Here is a 15,871-nt window from a genome sequence, read left to right as displayed (position 1 = left end):
ACAAGCCGATGCGATGTGTTGCATCCTAAATTTGCGGGAGGGTAAGACGTCGCACACAGGCATTGCTTGCTCATGCTGCATGGCTGTGCTGCAAGCGCGAACGTGATTCAGGCTGCCCTCCACCATCTGACGTCCTACCGGTACGACCATCCGGTCATGCTCGGGCCGCAGACGATCCGCCTGCGGCCCGCGCCGCACAGCCGCACCGCGGTCCCCAATTATTCGCTCACGATCCTGCCCGAAAAACACTTCATCAACTGGCAGCAGGACCCGCACGGCAACTGGCTCGCGCGGATCGTCGTGCCAGAACCGACCAGCGAATTCCGCGTGACGGTCGATCTGATCGCCGATCTCGTGGTGATCAACCCGTTCGACTTCTTCGTCGAGGAATATGCCACGCAGCGGCCGTTCCATTACGCGCCCGACCTGAAGACCGATCTGTCGGCCTATTTCGAGGTCGAGCCGCAAGGTGCCCTGTTCGACACGCTCTACGATCGCTTCCGCAATGTTGAGATGGGGACGATCGACTTTCTGGTCGAGATCAACCGCGCGGTGAACCAGGCCGTGGGCTACGTCATCCGCATGGAAGCGGGGGTGCAGTCGCCCGAGGAGACGCTGGAGATCGGCACCGGATCGTGCCGCGATTCGGCGTGGCTGATGGTGCAGCTGCTGCGCAAGCTGGGCTTCGCGGCGCGCTTCGTTTCGGGCTATTCGATCCAGCTCACCCCCGACATCGTTCCGGTCGAGGGCCCGAAGGGCGTCGCGCAGGATGTGGTCGATCTCCACGCCTGGGCCGAGGCCTATGTCCCCGGAGCCGGCTGGGTCGGCATGGACGCGACCTCGGGCCTGTTCGCGGGCGAGGGGCATATTCCGCTCTGCGCGACCCCCCATTACCGTTCGGCCACCCCGATCGAAGGCGTCGTGCTCGAGCCGGTCCATACCGATTTCGGCTTCGCGATGGACGTGCAGCGCATCGCGGAGGCGGTGCGGATCACCAAGCCTTTCACCGAGCCGCGCTGGCAGGCGCTGGACGCGCTCGGTCGCCAGGTCGACGCCGATCTGGAGGCGCAGGATGTGCGCCTGACGACCGGCGGCGAACCGACCTTCGTCGCCGAAGGCGCGGGCGAGGCGCCCGAATGGAATGCCGCCGCGGTCGGCCCGACCAAGGCGGGCTATGCCGACAAGCTGATCCGCATGATGCGCGACAAGTTCGCGCCGGGCGGAATGATCCATCACGGCCAAGGCAAATGGTATCCGGGGGAGAGCCTGCCGCGCTGGGGCTATTCGGTCTATTGGCGCACCGATGGCATGCCGGTGTGGCGCGATGCCAGCCTGATCGCGATCGATGACGGGCAGGCCGTCCGCCAGATCGACGTGGACGAGGCCGATCGCTTCCTGAAGGCGATCGCCGACGCGCTCGATGTGCCGCAGGACTATGTCCAGCCGGCGTTCGAGGATCCGGTCGAATGGTCGATCAAGGAGGCCGAACTCCCCGACAATACCGATCCGACCTCGCCCGAGATCGACGATCCCGAAGCACGCGCGCGGATGGTCAAGGCGTTCGCGCATGGCCTGTCGCGGCCCGTAGGCTACGTCCTGCCGATCCAGGCATGGCAGGCAGCCTCGATGCCGGAGCCACGCCGCTGGAAGAGCGAGCAATGGCGGGTGCGACGCGGCCGGCTCTTCCTCGTGCCGGGCGACAGTGCGGTCGGCTATCGCCTGCCGCTCGGATCGCTGCCTTATGTGCCACCGGCGCAATATCCCTACATCCATCCGCGCGATACCACCGAGCCGCGCGCGCCACTGCCCGATTTCTATGCGCAGGGTCCCATCCCGGCCGGGATCGACCAGCATCCGCAGCGCAGCGAAGCGGTCGTCGCGACCGAAGGCAGCCAGAGCGCGCAGGAGCGGCAGGAACAGGTCATCATCGAGGGCGCGGTCCGCACCGCGATCACGGTCGAGCCGCGCGGCGCCTATGTCGCGGTTTTCCTGCCGCCAACTGAGAGGCTCGAAGATTATCTCGAGCTGATCGCCGCCGTCGAACGAACTGCCGAGGCGACCCGCATCCCGGTCCGTATAGAGGGCTACGCGCCGCCGCCCGATCCACGGCTCAACGTGCTCAAGGTGACGCCCGATCCGGGCGTCATCGAGGTCAACATCCAGCCCACCGCCAAATGGGAGGAGACGGTCGATCTGACCACGAGCCTCTACGAGATGGCGCGCGAGATCAAACTGACCGCCGACAAGTTCCTGGTCGACGGGCGATCGGTCGGCACCGGCGGCGGCAACCATATCGTGCTGGGCGGGCGATCGGTGAGTGATTCGCCCTTCATTCGCCGGCCCGATATGCTGAAGAGCTTCGTGCTCTACTGGCAGCAACATCCATCGCTCTCCTACCTCTTCTCGGGCCTGTTCATCGGGCCGACCAGCCAGGCGCCGCGCATCGACGAGGCGCGGCACGATGGGCTGTACGAACTCGAGGTCGCACTGGCGCAGGTACCCAATCCGTTCGCGGGTGGCGGCGCGGAAACACCGCAACCGTGGCTGGTCGATCGGCTGTTCCGCAACCTGCTGGTCGACGTGACCGGCAACACCCACCGCACCGAGATCTGCATCGACAAGCTCTTCTCGCCCGACGGCCCGACCGGACGGCTGGGTCTGGTCGAGTTTCGCGGGTTCGAAATGCCGCCCGAGCCGAAGATGAGCCTCGCCCAGCAATTGCTGCTGCGGGCACTTACCGCCTGGTTCTGGCGCGAACCGCAATCGGGGAGCCTCGTTCGCTGGGGCACGACGCTCCACGATCGCTTCATGCTGGGGCATTTCGTGTGGGAGGATTTCCTCGACGTGCTCGGCGATCTTCGTCGCGCCGGCTATGATTTCGATCCCGCCTGGTTCGAAGCACAGCGTCAGTTTCGCTTCCCGGTCCACGGCACCGTCACCGCCGGCGGCGTGACCCTGGAGATCGCCCACGCGCTCGAGCCCTGGCCGGTGCTCGGCGAGACCGGCGCGATCGGCGGCACGGTACGCTATGTCGACAGCTCGACCGAGCGACTGCAGGTACGCGCCAAGGGGCTCGTCCCCGGACGGCATATCGTGACCTGCAACGGCCGCCGCGTGCCGATGACCGCTACGGCCACGCAGGGCGAAGGTGTCGGCGGCGTGCGCTACAAGGCGTGGGAGCCGGCCAATTGCCTCCACCCGCGCCTCAAATCGAACGCGCCTTTGACCTTCGATCTGCTCGATACGTGGAACAGCCGTTCGCTCGGCGGATGCGTCTACCATGTCGGCCATCCCGGCGGCCGCAATTATGATACGATGCCGGTCAACGATTACGAGGCGGAAGCCCGTCGCAAGGCGCGTTTCATCGACTTCGGCCACACGCCCGGACGAGTCGAGATGCCGCCCGAAGAGCGGGCAGGGGATTTTCCGATGACGCTCGATCTCAGACGGCCGCTGGGGCTGTGAGGAACGGCACCTAACCATGGCGGGGGGGACCAACATGGCCCAATTGCCGGGCCTGCCCTCATGGGGGCAGGGCTGGCTCGAATCCTATATCGCGCAGGCCGGCGCGGGCGATGTCGTGCGCGGCGACATGGGGCGCGGCGGCAAGTGGTGGAACCATCTGTTCGACGGCGTCGCCACGCTGACCGAGGGCAAGTTGCAGCGGCTGCAGGATCGGATCGGCCGGCAGGTCGACGAGATCGGCACCGCTTTCCGCCTGCCCGGCGATTCGAACGAACGACCCTGGCCGCTCTCCGCGCTGCCTTTGCTGATCGGTGAGGATGAGTGGCGGACGATCTCCGCGGGCGTCATGCAGCGCGCCGAGGTGCTCGAACGGTTGCTGGCCGATATTTACGGCGAGGCGAAACTGGTTGCTTCGGGCAAATTGCCCGCCCCTTTGATCAGCGGATCGCGTCATTTCTGGCGATCGATGATCGGCATGGAGCCGACCGGCGGCCATCGCCTGCACATCTACGCCGTCGATCTGGCGCGCGGACCCGATGGCGAATGGCGCGTGCTGGCCGATCATGTCCGCACGCCGACCGGGGCCGGCTACGCGCTCGAAAACCGGCTGGCGTCGAGCCGGGTGATGGGCACGCTCCAGACGCGGCTCAACCTGCATCGCCTCGCACCCTTTTTCGCCTCTTTCCGCGAAGGCATTGCCGCGGCGTGCAAGCGCTCCGATCCGCGCATCGGGCTGCTCACGCCCGGCCGCTTCAACCAATCCTATCCCGAGCAGGCCCATCTCGCCCGCTATCTGGGCATGCTGCTGGTCGAAGGCGACGATCTCGCCGTCCGCAACGGACGCCTCTACGTGCGGACCATCGAAGGACTCAAGCGGGTCGACGCGCTGTGGCGGCGGATGGATTCGCGCTTCATCGATCCGCTCGCCTTCGATTCGCAGTCGCGGATCGGCGTGCCGGGGTTGATGGATGCGATCGCGAGCGGCGAGGCGGTGGTCACCAACGCGCCCGGCGTGGGCGTGGTCGAATCCGCGGCCTTCGGCGCGTTCCTGCCCGCACTTGCGCGAACCCTGACCGGCGAGAATTTGCTGCTGCCCAATATCGCCACCTGGTGGTGCGGGCAGGAGGGGCCGTGCCGCGAGATGCGGCGGCGGCTGGACGACCTGATCGTTGCACCGGCCTTCGGCGAGCGGGTGGCAGCGGTGCCGGGCCAGCATGTGCTCGGCTCGACCCTCGACAGCAACCAGCGCGCCGCACTCGATGCGGCGATGGCGTTGCGGCCACAGGATTATGTCGGGCGCGAAATCGTCCATCTCTCGACCATGCCGACCGTGGTGAACGGCCGGCTCGTGCCCCGCCCCTTCACCCTGCGCGCCTTCGCGGTGCGCGACGCGAATGGCGCATGGACGGTGATGCCGGGCGGCTTTGCCCGACTCGGCGAAACCTCCGACGAGCGCGCGCCGGTCATGGACGAAGGCGCCTTCTCGGCCGACGTGGGCATCGTCGCGCTCCAGCAGGTCGAGCAGGTGTCGCTGCTGCCGACCTCGGTTGCGATCCGGCGCAATCCGGGCACCCTGCCCAGTCGGGCGGCGGACAATCTGTTCTGGCTCGGCCGCTATCTCGAGCGCGGCGAGGCGACCTTGCGGCTGGTGCGCGCGACGCTTGGCGGCACGATCGACGCCGATTCGGGCGCGAGCCTCGTACCGGTGACGCTCGACCGGTTGGCAACGCTGCTTATTTCGACCGGCGCCTCTTCCGTCATCGATGATGACGACGACGAGCATGCGGACGAGGACGATGGCGCGATCCACGACCTGGCGGAACTCGCGGAAGACGCGCTCGACGGCAGCGGCTTGTCGAGCATTCGCACCTTGTTCGGATCGGCGCACGGGATCGCAGAGGGCATCCGCGATCGTCTCTCCGCCGATGTGTGGCGGTTGATCGATATGCCCTTACCGCCCGCGGCCGGCGGCGACACCGGCGCGCTGCTGGCGCGAACCGGGGCGCTGCAGGAACGCTTCGCGGCGCTCGCGGGGCTGGCGGCCGAGAATATGGGCCGCACCGCCGGCTGGCGCTTCCACGATCTTGGCCGGCGCGTCGAGCGCGGGATGATGGCCTGCCGCCTCACGCGCACTTTCGCTAGCGAGGCGGCGACTGCGGACGATCTGACCACGCTGCTGGATCTGCTCGACAGCCAGATCAGCTATCGCGCGCGCTACATGACCGGGCTGGCGCTCGTGCCGGTACGCGATCTGGTGGCGCTCGATCCGTTCAACCCGCGCAGCCTGGCTTTCCAGGTGGCGCGAATCCGCGAGCATCTCGCCGCGCTCCCCTCGCTTCGCGATGACGGGCTGGAGGAGGACCAGGTCGTGCTCGCGAACGAACTGGCCTTCATGGTCTCGACGGTGAAGGCCGAATCGCTGTCGCCCGCCACGTTGCTCGGCATCGAGAACCGGATGATGGCGCTGAGCGACACGATCGCGGCCCGCTTCTTCCTGCAGGGCTCCGAAACCGTACGCGCGCCCGGGATGACCCTAGCCTGATGCGCTACGCCATCCGCCATCGCACCCGTTTCAAATATGCGTTCCCGGTCCGGTTCGCGCGCTGCAACCTGCGGCTGCGGCCGATCGACTGGGACGGACAGACGACCGAAGACCACGCCGTGGTGGTCGAGCCCGCCGCCAGCCAGACCGCGGTGCGACCAAGCGGCTACCCCGTGAAGACGACCCGGATCGTGGTCGACAGACCGGCGACCGAACTGGTGATCGAAAGCCGCGCCCACGTCACGGTCGACCGCATCGCGCCCGCACCGCTCGCGGACGATCCGACCGTGACGCAAGCCGCCGTCGGCGCGCGCGAGTTGCGCGACCTGTCCGAAATGGCACCCGCCAACTATCTCTTCCCCTCGCCCCTGATCGATGCCTACCCCGAGATCGCGGTTTGGTGCGCGCAGGAATTGCGCCCGGATCGCGGCGTGGTCGAAGCCGGGCTCGCACTCGCGCAGGCGATCCGAACGAATTTTCATTACGACGGCAGTGCCACCCAGCTCGACACCAGCCCGGCCGAGGCCTTCGCCAAGAAGCGTGGCGTGTGCCAGGATTTCGCGCAGATCATGATCTCAGGCGCGCGCTCGGCCGGGCTCGCAGCGGCCTATGTCTCGGGCTATCTGCGCACGATTCCCCCACCGGGCAAAGCGCGCCTCGTCGGTGCCGACGCGACCCACGCGTGGGTGCTTTTATGGTGCGGCCCCGCGCGCGGCTGGCTTGGCTTCGATCCCACCAACGGCGTGACGATGGGGGCGGATCATATCGTCACCGCTATCGGCCGCGATTATGCCGACGTCGCGCCGATCGACGGCATCTTCCTGGGCCGAGACGGCCAGAAGATCGATGTCGCGGTGGACGTCGAGCCTTTAGGATAGAATTGGCACGCGAGGCTTTACGCCGCCTCCAGCCGCAAACGCTCGTCCCGCATGGCCGGCACCTTCTGCGCGATATCGCCCTGCCCCGCCCGCTGCAGCAAGCGGTTGATGTAATCGAGCTTCGCAACGACCGTCTTCGAAAGGTTGAACGGATAGAGATCCGCCTGCCCCATCGATCGATTGATCGCATTCTGCGCAAAGGAAAATGGGCCCCATTCCGCGACCAGCAAACCGGTATCGGCATGATAGGGATCGAAATCGACCGAAGGATCTTCCTCGCGCCAGCTCCATTTGGTCATGCGCATGCCGAACCCGTCGAGCGTCGCCAGCGCATCGATGATATGCATCAGATGCGCGAAGGTCTCGGCGAAATCCTCCCACGGGTGCATGGTCGCGTAGGCCGAGACGTAATCGGACGACCAGCCCGATCCGCCCTCGCCATAATGCTTGGACTTGGCCTCCTCGTAGCTGATCCGCTCGTCGCCGAAGACCTTGCGGAAATTCTCGACCTCGGGCGTGTCCTCGATCAGCCGCGAGAAATAATAATGGCCGACCTCATGGCGGAAATGGCCGAGGAGGGTGCGATAGGGTTCGCCCAGCCCCGTCCGCATCTTCTCGCGCTGGACATCGTCCGCCTCCAGCAGGTTGAGCGTGATGAGCCCGGCATCGTGGCCCGTGGTGATCTGGACGGTACCCGTCTCTTCGCCGATCGGATCGTAGAGGAAATCGAAGGCAAGCCCCGGCGATGTCCTGTTGGCCGACGCTTCGGCAACGGTCTCGATCGGCAGATTGAGGTGAAGCAACGTATGAAAAAGCCGACGCTTGGCCGCCTCGATCTTCGCCCAGCGCTCCGGCACCGCCGGCGCGGTCAGATCGGGAATGGTGCGGTTGTGACGGCAGGCGAGACACAAGGGTTGATTGCCGACCGCCGGTACCAGCCAGTTGCAGATCTTGTAGTCGTTATTGTTGGCGCACACGACCACCGGATGCTCGGCGCCGTTCGCGTCGCGCCATGTGGTCGCGCCGTCGCCCAGGAACAGCAACTGGTCGCTCGCCGGATCATAGCCGAGCGTGAAGGCGCAATTCGGGCATACGCGGACCTCGAAATGGGTCGGGCGCCCGCAATTAGGGCACGGATAAGGCTTCATGATGTGTCCTGAAATGTGATCCCGTTTGCCCGCGATAACGCGGCAGACCACGACAAGTGCCACTTTCCTCTTGTCGAACGGGCGTGCGCTACGCATTTCGTGTAGGAGGAGGATCGATGGCAGATCTGTACACGACTTTGGGTGTTTCGCGCAGCGCTGACGAGGCTGCGATCAAGAAGGCGTATCGTAAGCTCGCCAAGGAGCTTCACCCCGACCGCAACAAGGACAATCCCAAGGCGACCGCCAAGTTCGCCGAGGTGACGACGGCCTACGATCTGCTGTCGGACAAGAACAAGCGCGCTCAATATGACCGCGGCGAGATCGACGAGCAGGGCAATCCCAAGGCTCCGTTCGGCTATGGCGGCGGCGGCCCGCAGGCAGGCGGTTTCCGCCGCGGCGGTGGGGCAGCCGACTTCGGCGATGCGGCGACTGCCGACTTCAGCGATATCTTCGATGGCATTTTCGGTGGCGGGCGGCGCGCCCAAGGCGGGTTCAGCGGGTTCGGCCAACGCGCGCAGCCGCAGCGCGGCGCCGACATGGCCTACCGCCTGCAGGTCGATTTAGACGAGGCCGCAGCGCTCAAACCGCAGCGCATCACCCTGTCCAACGGCAAGACGCTCGATCTCAAGCTCACCGCCGAGGCGGTCGCGGGCACGCCGATGCGGCTGGCGGGACAGGGCGAGGACGGCCCGGGCGGCAAGGGCGACGCGACCGTGACGGTGGAGATCGCCCCGCACCGTTTCTATACGCGGGACGGGGACGACATCCGCCTCAACCTGCCGATCCGGCTCGACGAGGCGGTCAAGGGTGCCCGGATCAAGGTGCCGACCGTCGAGGGCGCGGGCATGCTCACGGTGCCGCCTGGATCGACATCGGGCAAGGTGCTGCGGATCAAGGGCCGCGGCCTCCACCGCCGCGACGGGACGCGCGGCGACCAACTGGTAACGTTGATGATCGACGTGCCGGCCGACGATGCGGCGCTCAAGGCCTTCGTCGAAAGCTGGACAGGCGAGAGTGAACGCAACCCCCGGGCTGCTCTGGGCGTATAGCCCGGCGCTGCCGTAAGGGGCGGTAAGGGACCGACTTTGCAGGAAATCTCGCCCGTATCACCCGAGGAACGGGCCAAACATCCTGAGCAGGCACATCCGCTCGATCAACTGCGACCGCCTGAGCGCGCCTGGGAGGTCATCAAGCGGGTGGTGATCGGCGTATATTCGGATGGCTTCATCCACGCTGGCAATCTGGCCTATCTTGCACTCATCTCGCTGTTCCCGTTCTTCATCGTCACCGCGGCGCTGGCCCATATGCTCGGCCGGAGCCACGATACGACGATGGCGATCGAAAGCTTTCTAAGCGAGCTGCCGCCCACACTGCGCGACTTGCTGCGCCGTCCGATCGCCGACGTGTTGGCGCAGCGAACCGGTTCCCTGCTGTGGCTCGGGGGACTGGTCGGCCTGTGGACCACCGGCAGCTTCATCGAGACGATCCGCGACATATTGCGGCGCGCTTACGGTCAACGCTTCACCAAGCCGTTCTGGCAATACCGACTGACCTCGGCGGCCTTGATCATCGGTGCCGTCATGCTGACGCTTGCCGCATTCAGCGCGCAGCTGATGTTCACCGGCGTGGCGGAATTCGTCTATCGCGAAGTGCCATGGGCCGACCGGCTCGTCAGCTGGGTGGGCTGGAGCCGGCTCGCGCCGATCGTCCCGTTGGTGGTCGCGCTCTATCTGCTCTTCTATTCGCTGACCCCGAGCAAATATCGGGTGGGCAAAAGCCCGAAATGGCCGGGCGCGCTATTCACCGCCGTCTCGTGGGTCGCCATTACCGCATTGTTGCCCGCTGTGATGGCATTGCTGGGTGGCTATGACCGCACTTATGGCAGCCTCGCTGGCGTAATCCTTGCCTTGTTCTTTTTCTGGCTGGTAGGGCTGGGGCTGGTGATCGGGGCCCACCTCAACGCGGCACTGGCGGAAACACCGCCGAGCAGCGTAATGGGGCAAAGCGAAGCAGCGGTAAGGGAGGAATGATGGCCGGGCTGATGGAAGGCAAGCGCGGGCTGATCATGGGGCTTGCGAACGACAAGAGCCTGGCTTGGGGAATTTCGAAGGCGTTGGCAGCCCAGGGCGCCGAACTGGCGTTCAGCTATCAGGGCGAGGCGCTCGCCAAGCGCGTGCGTCCGCTCGCGGCACAGGTCGGATCGGACTTCCTGATCGATTGCGACGTCAGCGACATGGCTGCGCTCGACACGACCTTCGCAACGCTCGCCGAAAAGTGGCCGACGATCGATTTCGTCGTCCATGCCATCGGCTTTTCGGACAAGAGCCAGCTGCGCGGCAAATATTACGATACCACCCTCGATAATTTCCTGCTGACGATGAATATCTCGGCCTACAGCTTGGTCGCGGTGGCGCAGCGCGCGCGCGCGATGATGCCGAACGGCGGATCGATCGTCACCCTGACCTATTATGGCGCCGAGAAGGTCATCCCGCATTACAATGTGATGGGCGTCGCCAAGGCCGCGCTGGAGACCAGCGTCAAATATCTGTCGGTCGATCTGGGCCCGGAGAATATCCGGATCAACGCGATCTCGGCCGGCCCGATCCAGACGCTGGCCGCGCGCGGGATCGGCGATTTCAACTACATCTTGAAGTGGAACGAACTCAATTCGCCGATGCGCCGCACGGTGACGATCGAGGATGTGGGCGGCGCCGGGCTGTATCTGTTGAGCGATCTGGCAAGCGGCGTCACGGGCGAGATCCACCATGTGGATGCGGGCTACAACGTGATCGGCATGAAGGCGGAGGACGCTCCGGATATCGCGCTGGCGTAGGATTTCCCCCTCCGCTGAAGGGAGAGGGAGTCGCCCGTCGTAGCGAGGGGGAGGGCACGTGAGGCAATCCGCTTGCGCCCACAAGCCTGGGTTGATTCCCACATCGCCGACTTCCTCTGTTAGGATGCGGGCCTGATTGCCGAAATCGACGGTTCGCAGCATAGCGAGGCAGTCGACTATGATGCACACCGTGACGCCGCATTGATGCAACTCGGTTATCGGACGCTGCTATTCTGGAACAATGATGTGAGCGGGAATTTGGACGCGGTTTACGAGACGATACGGCTCGCTTGTTTCGAGCGCTTGCCCTCACCCTCCCCTCGCTACGACGGGCCCATCTCTCTCGCTTCAGGAGAGCCGAGATGAGCTTCAACACCTTCGGCCGCATGTTCCGCTTCACGACCTGGGGCGAGAGCCATGGCCCCGCCCTGGGTGCGATCGTCGACGGCTGCCCGCCGGGGCTCGACCTGTCCGAAACCGATCTCCAGCCGTGGCTCGATAAGCGCCGGCCGGGCACGTCGCGCTTCACGACGCAACGGCAGGAGCCCGATCAGGTCCGCATTCTCTCGGGCGTGTTCGAGGGGCGCACCACCGGCACGCCGATCAGCCTGATGATCGAGAATGTCGACCAGCGATCGAAAGATTATTCGGAGGTCGCTTTGGCCTACCGGCCGGGCCATGCCGATTATGCCTATGACGCCAAATATGGCCTCCGCGACTATCGTGGCGGGGGGCGATCGTCGGCACGCGAGACGGCGGCCCGGGTTGCCGCGGGCGGTGTCGCGCGGCTGGTGATCCCGGAGGTGCGGATCAGGGCTTATCTGGTCGAGCTTGGCGGCGATCCGATCGACCCGGCGGCGTTCGACGATGGCGAGATCGATCGCAACCCTTTCTTCTGCCCCGACGCCGCCGCCGCTGCGCGCTGGGAGGCGATCGTCGATGGCGCGCGCAAGGCGGGATCGTCGGTCGGTGCGATCGTGGAATGCGTGGCCGAAGGCGTGCCGGCCGGCTGGGGCGCGCCGCTTTACGCCAAGCTCGACAGTGAACTGGCCGCGGCGTGCATGTCGATCAACGCCGTCAAGGGCGTCGAGATCGGCGACGGCTTCGCCGCAGCGCGTCTCACCGGCGAGCAGAATGCCGATCCGATGCGGCCGGGCAACGACGGCAGGCCGGTGTTCCTCGCCAACCATGCCGGCGGCATTGCCGGCGGCATCGCGACCGGTCAGCCGGTGGTCGTGCGTGTCGCGCTCAAACCGACCTCATCGATCCTGACACCGGTCGATACGATCGATCGCAATGGCCAGGCGGCCGACATTCGCACCAAAGGGCGCCACGATCCCTGCGTCGGCATTCGCGCCGCACCGGTGGTGGAGGCGATGATGGCGCTGGTGCTTGCCGATCAGAAATTGCTGCACCGGGCACAGACCGGCCGCTGATCAGGCCGCACGATCGGCCGGAAGTTCGACCTGCGCCGCGGCCGCGGCGAGTGCATCGGTCAGGGCGCGCAGGGTGAAGGGTTTCCGCAGCACCACCGAGTCGCGGAACATCTCGGCCTCGCCCGCTTCGCCGACATAGCCGGTGACGAACAGGACACGCAGATTGGGAAAGCGCAGGCGCACCCGTTCGACCAGTTCGGGCCCGGTCATGCCCGGCATCACCACATCGGTCAGCAACAGCGCGATCGGCTCGTCGCCGAGCCGCTCAAGCGCCTCCGCCCCCGATGCGCACAACACCGTGCGATAGCCGAGCTCGTCGAGCGCGTTGCCGGTTGCCGCGCGCACGCGGGCATCGTCCTCCACCACCATGATCGTCCCGTCGATCCGTGTGGGGATAGGCACCTGCGCGGGTGCGGACGCCTGCTCTTCGGTGTCGCCGCGATGACGCGGCAGATAGATCGAGACCGTCGTACCCTCGCCCAAGGTCGATGCAATCGCGATATCGCCACCCGACTGACGTGCGAAACCGAGGATCTGGCTGAGCCCGAGGCCGGTCCCCTGCCCGACCGGCTTGGTGGTGAAGAAAGGTTCGAACACGCGCTCGAGCGTCTCGGGGCTCATGCCGGTGCCGTCGTCGGTGACCGAAAGATGGACATAATCGCCGGCAGCGAGCGCACCGACCTCCCCATCGCGCAGGCGCACATTGGCGATGCGCATGACGATCGTGCCCGCCCCGTTCATCGCGTCGCGCGCATTGACCGCAAGGTTCAGGACCGCGTTTTCAAGCTGATAGCCATCGACCCAGACGGGCCAGCCATCGGCATCGGCGAGGATACGAACCTGAATCCGCTCGCCGATCGTACGATCGATCAGCTCGGACATGCCACGCAGCAGCGCGCCCGGGTTAGCGGCAGCCGGCAATAACGGTTCGGCCCGCGCGAAGGATAACAAGCGGCGGGTAAGCGCCGCAGCGCGGGTGGCGCCCTCCATCGCGCTGTCGATATGGCGTGCCGCTTCGGCGGCCTGCTGCTCGACCCGCAATTTGGCCATTTCCAGGCCGCCGACGACGACCGCGAGCATATTGTTGAAATCGTGCGCGATCCCGCCCGTCAGCTGCCCCACGGCGTCCATCTTCTGGACCTGACGCAGCCGTGCCTCGGCGGCTTCGCGGGTCTTGCCCTCCTCGACCAGGCGGCGATTGGCCTCGCTCAGTTCGATCGTGCGCGCCGCCACCGCTTTTTCGAGTGCCGCCGAGCGATCGGCGGCGATATCCGCGGTCTCCGCGGCGACCCGGCGCGCCGCCATTTCATTCGCCACCAGCCATGCGAGCGCCAACACCGAAAGGGCGAGGAGAATGCCCACGCCCGAAAGCAGACTCGCCAGGCTGTTGGCCTGATCGGTGCGGCTGGCGGCAGCGCTGGCACGCTGATCGATCAGCGCACCGCCCGCCTTGATGATGTCGCGCAGCACCGTCGTCATCTTGGGCAGGGTGTCCGATTTGCCGGCGAGTGCGAACAGCGACAGAGCCGGCCAGCCCTGCCGGTAATTGGCGCGGGTGGCGGGCAGAGCGAGCTCCTTGCCGCGTTTGGCATAGAGCCCGCGCAGGTGGTCGACCCGCGCCATCTGCGCTGGATCGTCGGCGGTCAGCACCGCGAGATCGTCGATCAGCGTGCCGGCGTGACGCCATTCATCATAATAAAGCGTGCCGGTACGGCGATCGCCGTCGATCACGAAGCGGCCGAGCGATGCCTCGGCGCGGGCGAGCGATCCCTCGACCTGTTCTGTCAGGATGACGACATCGTAGCTGTGCTGCTTGCGCGCGAGCGCCGCATCACGCTGGCTGATGGAAGATTGGACGAGGATGATCAGCGCGACAAGCAAAGCCGCAGCGACGGCAGCGACGATGCCGGCAAGAATACGCGCGCGCGTGTGCGACGTGGCAGCCGGAATTGGCGCACCCTCCCGAAAGCGGATTGGACTATAGCTCTAACCAAAGCATGGTTAAAGAGTCCCTACCGGCCGCCGGCTAGGAGCGCGCCGCGGTTCAGATACAGCCGACGGCTTTGCCTGCAGCCTCGAATATTGCGAGGATCTGGCCGACCTGCTCGTCCGTATGCTCGGCACAGAGCGAGCAACGCAGCAGATAGGTGCCGGCCGGGGTTGCCGGCGGACGCGCGAGGTTCACGTAAAGGCCGCCCTCGAGCAGCGCCTGCCACAGGCCGACCGCAACCTCCTGATCGGGCAGCACGACCGCGATGATTGCCGACTGCGCGGTCGCGGTCGCGATGTTGAAGCCGAGATCGCGCAGGCCTTGGTGGAGCCGCTTCGAATTCTTCCACAGATGCGCGCGCTTGTCGCCCGCATGCATCAGCTTGCGAATCGAGGTGGCGGCGGTTGCCACCACCGACGGCGGAAGCGAAGCGGTGAAAACGTAAGGCCGGCAGACGAGACGCAGCACCTCGAAATCGGGATGGTTGGAGACGCAGAAGCCGCCGACCGTGCCGACCGACTTGGAGAAGGTCCCCACCACGAAATCGATATCGTCGCCGCAGCCCAGTTCCTCATACACGCCGCGGCCATTGGGGCCGAAGAAGCCCATGCCATGCGCTTCGTCGCACAGGATCATCGCGCCATGCTTCTTCGCGACCGCGACCATTTCGGGCAGCGGGGCGATATCGCCGAACATCGAATAGACGCCCTCGAGCACGACCAATTTGCCCGCTTCTTTGGGCAGGCGGCCGAGCCTTTTGTCGAGATCCTCGACGCTGTTGTGGCGAAAGCGGACGATCTCGGCATTGCCGAGCCAGCAGCCATCATAGATCGACGCGTGGCTGTCGGCATCGAGGATGATGTAATCGCCCTTGCCGGCCAAGGTCGAGATCACGCCGAGATTGGCCTGGTATCCGGTCGAGAAGACGATCGCGGATTTGGTGCCGTAAAATTCGCGCAGCGCCGCCTCGACATCGCGGTGCGGATGATAGGTACCGTTGAGCACGCGGCTGCCGGTGGTGCCCGAGCCGAATTCGTCGAGCGCTTTCTTGCCGGCGGCGATGACGTCCGGATCGAACGTCATGCCCATATAATTGTAGGTCCCGAGCAGGATCGTCTCCTTGCCCTGGATCACTGCCAGAGTGGGCGACTTTACCTCGGTCATCACGATCGCGAAGGGATCGCGCACGCCGGTGGCGAGCAGAGCCTCGCGCTCCTTGATGAGCGGCTGGAATTTCGACAGCAGATCGTGCTTGCCGCTGGGTGTCGGCAGATCGGCGAGGCTCACATCCTCGGGCGTGTCCAAAGCGTCGCTCATCGTGCGTCTGCCACCAGTTTCTGGACCGAATCGACCAATTGGCCGACCGTCTCGATCTCCGCCTGCATATTCATGGTGATGAGGATATCGAACTCGTCTTCCACCGCGGCCACGAAATCCATCACTGTCAGGCTATCCCATTCGAGATCCCCGGCAAAAGTGGTGCCATCGGTGAGGGGGATGCCCTTCTTGTTGAAAGGGCGGATCTGATCGGCCACCCGTTCGAAAATTGCGTCGCGTTCGCTCATGCGTCCAGTCTTTA

General features: G+C 65.5%; 12 protein-coding genes. 8 read left to right on the top strand and 4 right to left on the bottom strand.

Translation table 11 applies throughout. The annotated features are described in order from the left end of the window. The first annotated feature begins 102 nt into the window (after positions 1 to 102). From AB4Z44_RS19520 to AB4Z44_RS19510, 3 genes are read left to right on the top strand one after another with little or no spacing between them, the layout of a single operon-like run. Complete coding sequence (locus tag AB4Z44_RS19520; protein ID WP_404711319.1) at positions 103 to 3,465, top strand: DUF2126 domain-containing protein; 3,363 nt, start codon at positions 103 to 105, stop codon at positions 3,463 to 3,465. Between the two features lie 34 nt (positions 3,466 to 3,499). Further along, complete coding sequence (locus AB4Z44_RS19515; RefSeq protein WP_404711318.1) at positions 3,500 to 6,007, top strand: circularly permuted type 2 ATP-grasp protein; 2,508 nt, start codon at positions 3,500 to 3,502, stop codon at positions 6,005 to 6,007. Continuing rightward, positions 6,007 to 6,885: a transglutaminase N-terminal domain-containing protein gene (locus AB4Z44_RS19510; RefSeq protein WP_404711317.1), complete on the top strand. Its 879-nt coding sequence runs from the start codon at positions 6,007 to 6,009 to the stop codon at positions 6,883 to 6,885. The genes AB4Z44_RS19515 and AB4Z44_RS19510 overlap by 1 nt, the downstream gene beginning before the upstream one ends. Before the next feature lie 17 nt (positions 6,886 to 6,902). Here the strand turns inward: AB4Z44_RS19510 and AB4Z44_RS19505 are convergent, their stop codons facing one another. Further along, the gene (locus tag AB4Z44_RS19505; protein ID WP_404711316.1) at positions 6,903 to 8,033 is read right to left on the bottom strand and encodes a putative zinc-binding metallopeptidase; all 1,131 of its coding nucleotides are present in this window, start codon (positions 8,031 to 8,033) and stop codon (positions 6,903 to 6,905) included. 116 nt (positions 8,034 to 8,149) lie between these two features. Here AB4Z44_RS19505 and AB4Z44_RS19500 point away from each other — a divergent pair, with 116 nt between their 5' ends. From AB4Z44_RS19500 to aroC, 5 genes are all read left to right on the top strand, one after another. Next, positions 8,150 to 9,082, top strand: a complete 933-nt coding sequence (locus AB4Z44_RS19500) for a DnaJ C-terminal domain-containing protein (protein ID WP_404711315.1) — start codon at positions 8,150 to 8,152, stop codon at positions 9,080 to 9,082. A gap of 36 nt (positions 9,083 to 9,118) precedes the next feature. Then, positions 9,119 to 10,063 (top strand): YihY/virulence factor BrkB family protein, encoded by a 945-nt coding sequence (locus tag AB4Z44_RS19495; RefSeq protein ID WP_404711314.1) that lies wholly within the window; start codon positions 9,119 to 9,121, stop codon positions 10,061 to 10,063. After that, positions 10,063 to 10,866 (top strand): enoyl-ACP reductase FabI, encoded by an 804-nt coding sequence (gene fabI, locus AB4Z44_RS19490; RefSeq protein ID WP_404711313.1) that lies wholly within the window; start codon positions 10,063 to 10,065, stop codon positions 10,864 to 10,866. Before AB4Z44_RS19495 ends, fabI begins: the two co-directional genes overlap by 1 nt. A gap of 132 nt (positions 10,867 to 10,998) precedes the next feature. Next, the gene (locus tag AB4Z44_RS19485) at positions 10,999 to 11,232 is read left to right on the top strand and encodes an endonuclease domain-containing protein (RefSeq protein WP_404714291.1); all 234 of its coding nucleotides are present in this window, start codon (positions 10,999 to 11,001) and stop codon (positions 11,230 to 11,232) included. Beyond that, the gene (gene aroC, locus AB4Z44_RS19480; RefSeq protein ID WP_404711312.1) at positions 11,229 to 12,302 is read left to right on the top strand and encodes a chorismate synthase; all 1,074 of its coding nucleotides are present in this window, start codon (positions 11,229 to 11,231) and stop codon (positions 12,300 to 12,302) included. The genes AB4Z44_RS19485 and aroC overlap by 4 nt, the downstream gene beginning before the upstream one ends. On the opposite strand, the gene AB4Z44_RS19475 is transcribed toward aroC, so the two are convergent. The 3 genes from AB4Z44_RS19475 to AB4Z44_RS19465 form a co-directional block, all read right to left on the bottom strand. After that, a complete protein-coding gene (locus AB4Z44_RS19475) occupies positions 12,303 to 14,183 on the bottom strand; it encodes an ATP-binding protein (protein ID WP_404711311.1) in 1,881 nt (626 codons plus the stop codon). A 163-nt stretch (positions 14,184 to 14,346) separates the two neighbouring features. Further along, on the bottom strand, positions 14,347 to 15,609 hold the full coding sequence (gene spt, locus AB4Z44_RS19470) for a serine palmitoyltransferase (protein WP_404711310.1): 1,263 nt from the start codon (positions 15,607 to 15,609) through the stop codon (positions 14,347 to 14,349). Further along, the gene (locus AB4Z44_RS19465) at positions 15,606 to 15,857 is read right to left on the bottom strand and encodes an acyl carrier protein (RefSeq protein ID WP_404711309.1); all 252 of its coding nucleotides are present in this window, start codon (positions 15,855 to 15,857) and stop codon (positions 15,606 to 15,608) included. Before AB4Z44_RS19465 ends, spt begins: the two co-directional genes overlap by 4 nt. Positions 15,858 to 15,871 lie beyond the last annotated feature (14 nt).

This window comes from Sphingomonas sp. MMS24-J13 (assembly GCF_044905095.1).
Lineage (GTDB): Bacteria > Pseudomonadota > Alphaproteobacteria > Sphingomonadales > Sphingomonadaceae > Sphingomonas_I.
Note: the sequence above shows the minus strand (reverse complement) of the source record. Positions and strands in the feature narration are given on the sequence as shown.

Bases quoted from the DNA above. Each gene is read 5' to 3' on its own strand.
- AB4Z44_RS19515 (WP_404711318.1), top strand. From the start codon at position 3,500: ATGGCCCAATTGCCGGGCCTGCCCTCATGGGGGCAGGGCTGGCTCGAA.
- AB4Z44_RS19510 (WP_404711317.1), top strand. From the start codon at position 6,007: ATGCGCTACGCCATCCGCCATCGCACCCGTTTCAAATATGCGTTCCCG.
- AB4Z44_RS19505 (WP_404711316.1), bottom strand. From the start codon at position 8,033: ATGAAGCCTTATCCGTGCCCTAATTGCGGGCGCCCGACCCATTTCGAG.
- AB4Z44_RS19500 (WP_404711315.1), top strand. From the start codon at position 8,150: ATGGCAGATCTGTACACGACTTTGGGTGTTTCGCGCAGCGCTGACGAG.
- fabI (WP_404711313.1), top strand. From the start codon at position 10,063: ATGGCCGGGCTGATGGAAGGCAAGCGCGGGCTGATCATGGGGCTTGCG.
- aroC (WP_404711312.1), top strand. From the start codon at position 11,229: ATGAGCTTCAACACCTTCGGCCGCATGTTCCGCTTCACGACCTGGGGC.
- spt (WP_404711310.1), bottom strand. From the start codon at position 15,609: ATGAGCGACGCTTTGGACACGCCCGAGGATGTGAGCCTCGCCGATCTG.
- AB4Z44_RS19465 (WP_404711309.1), bottom strand. From the start codon at position 15,857: ATGAGCGAACGCGACGCAATTTTCGAACGGGTGGCCGATCAGATCCGC.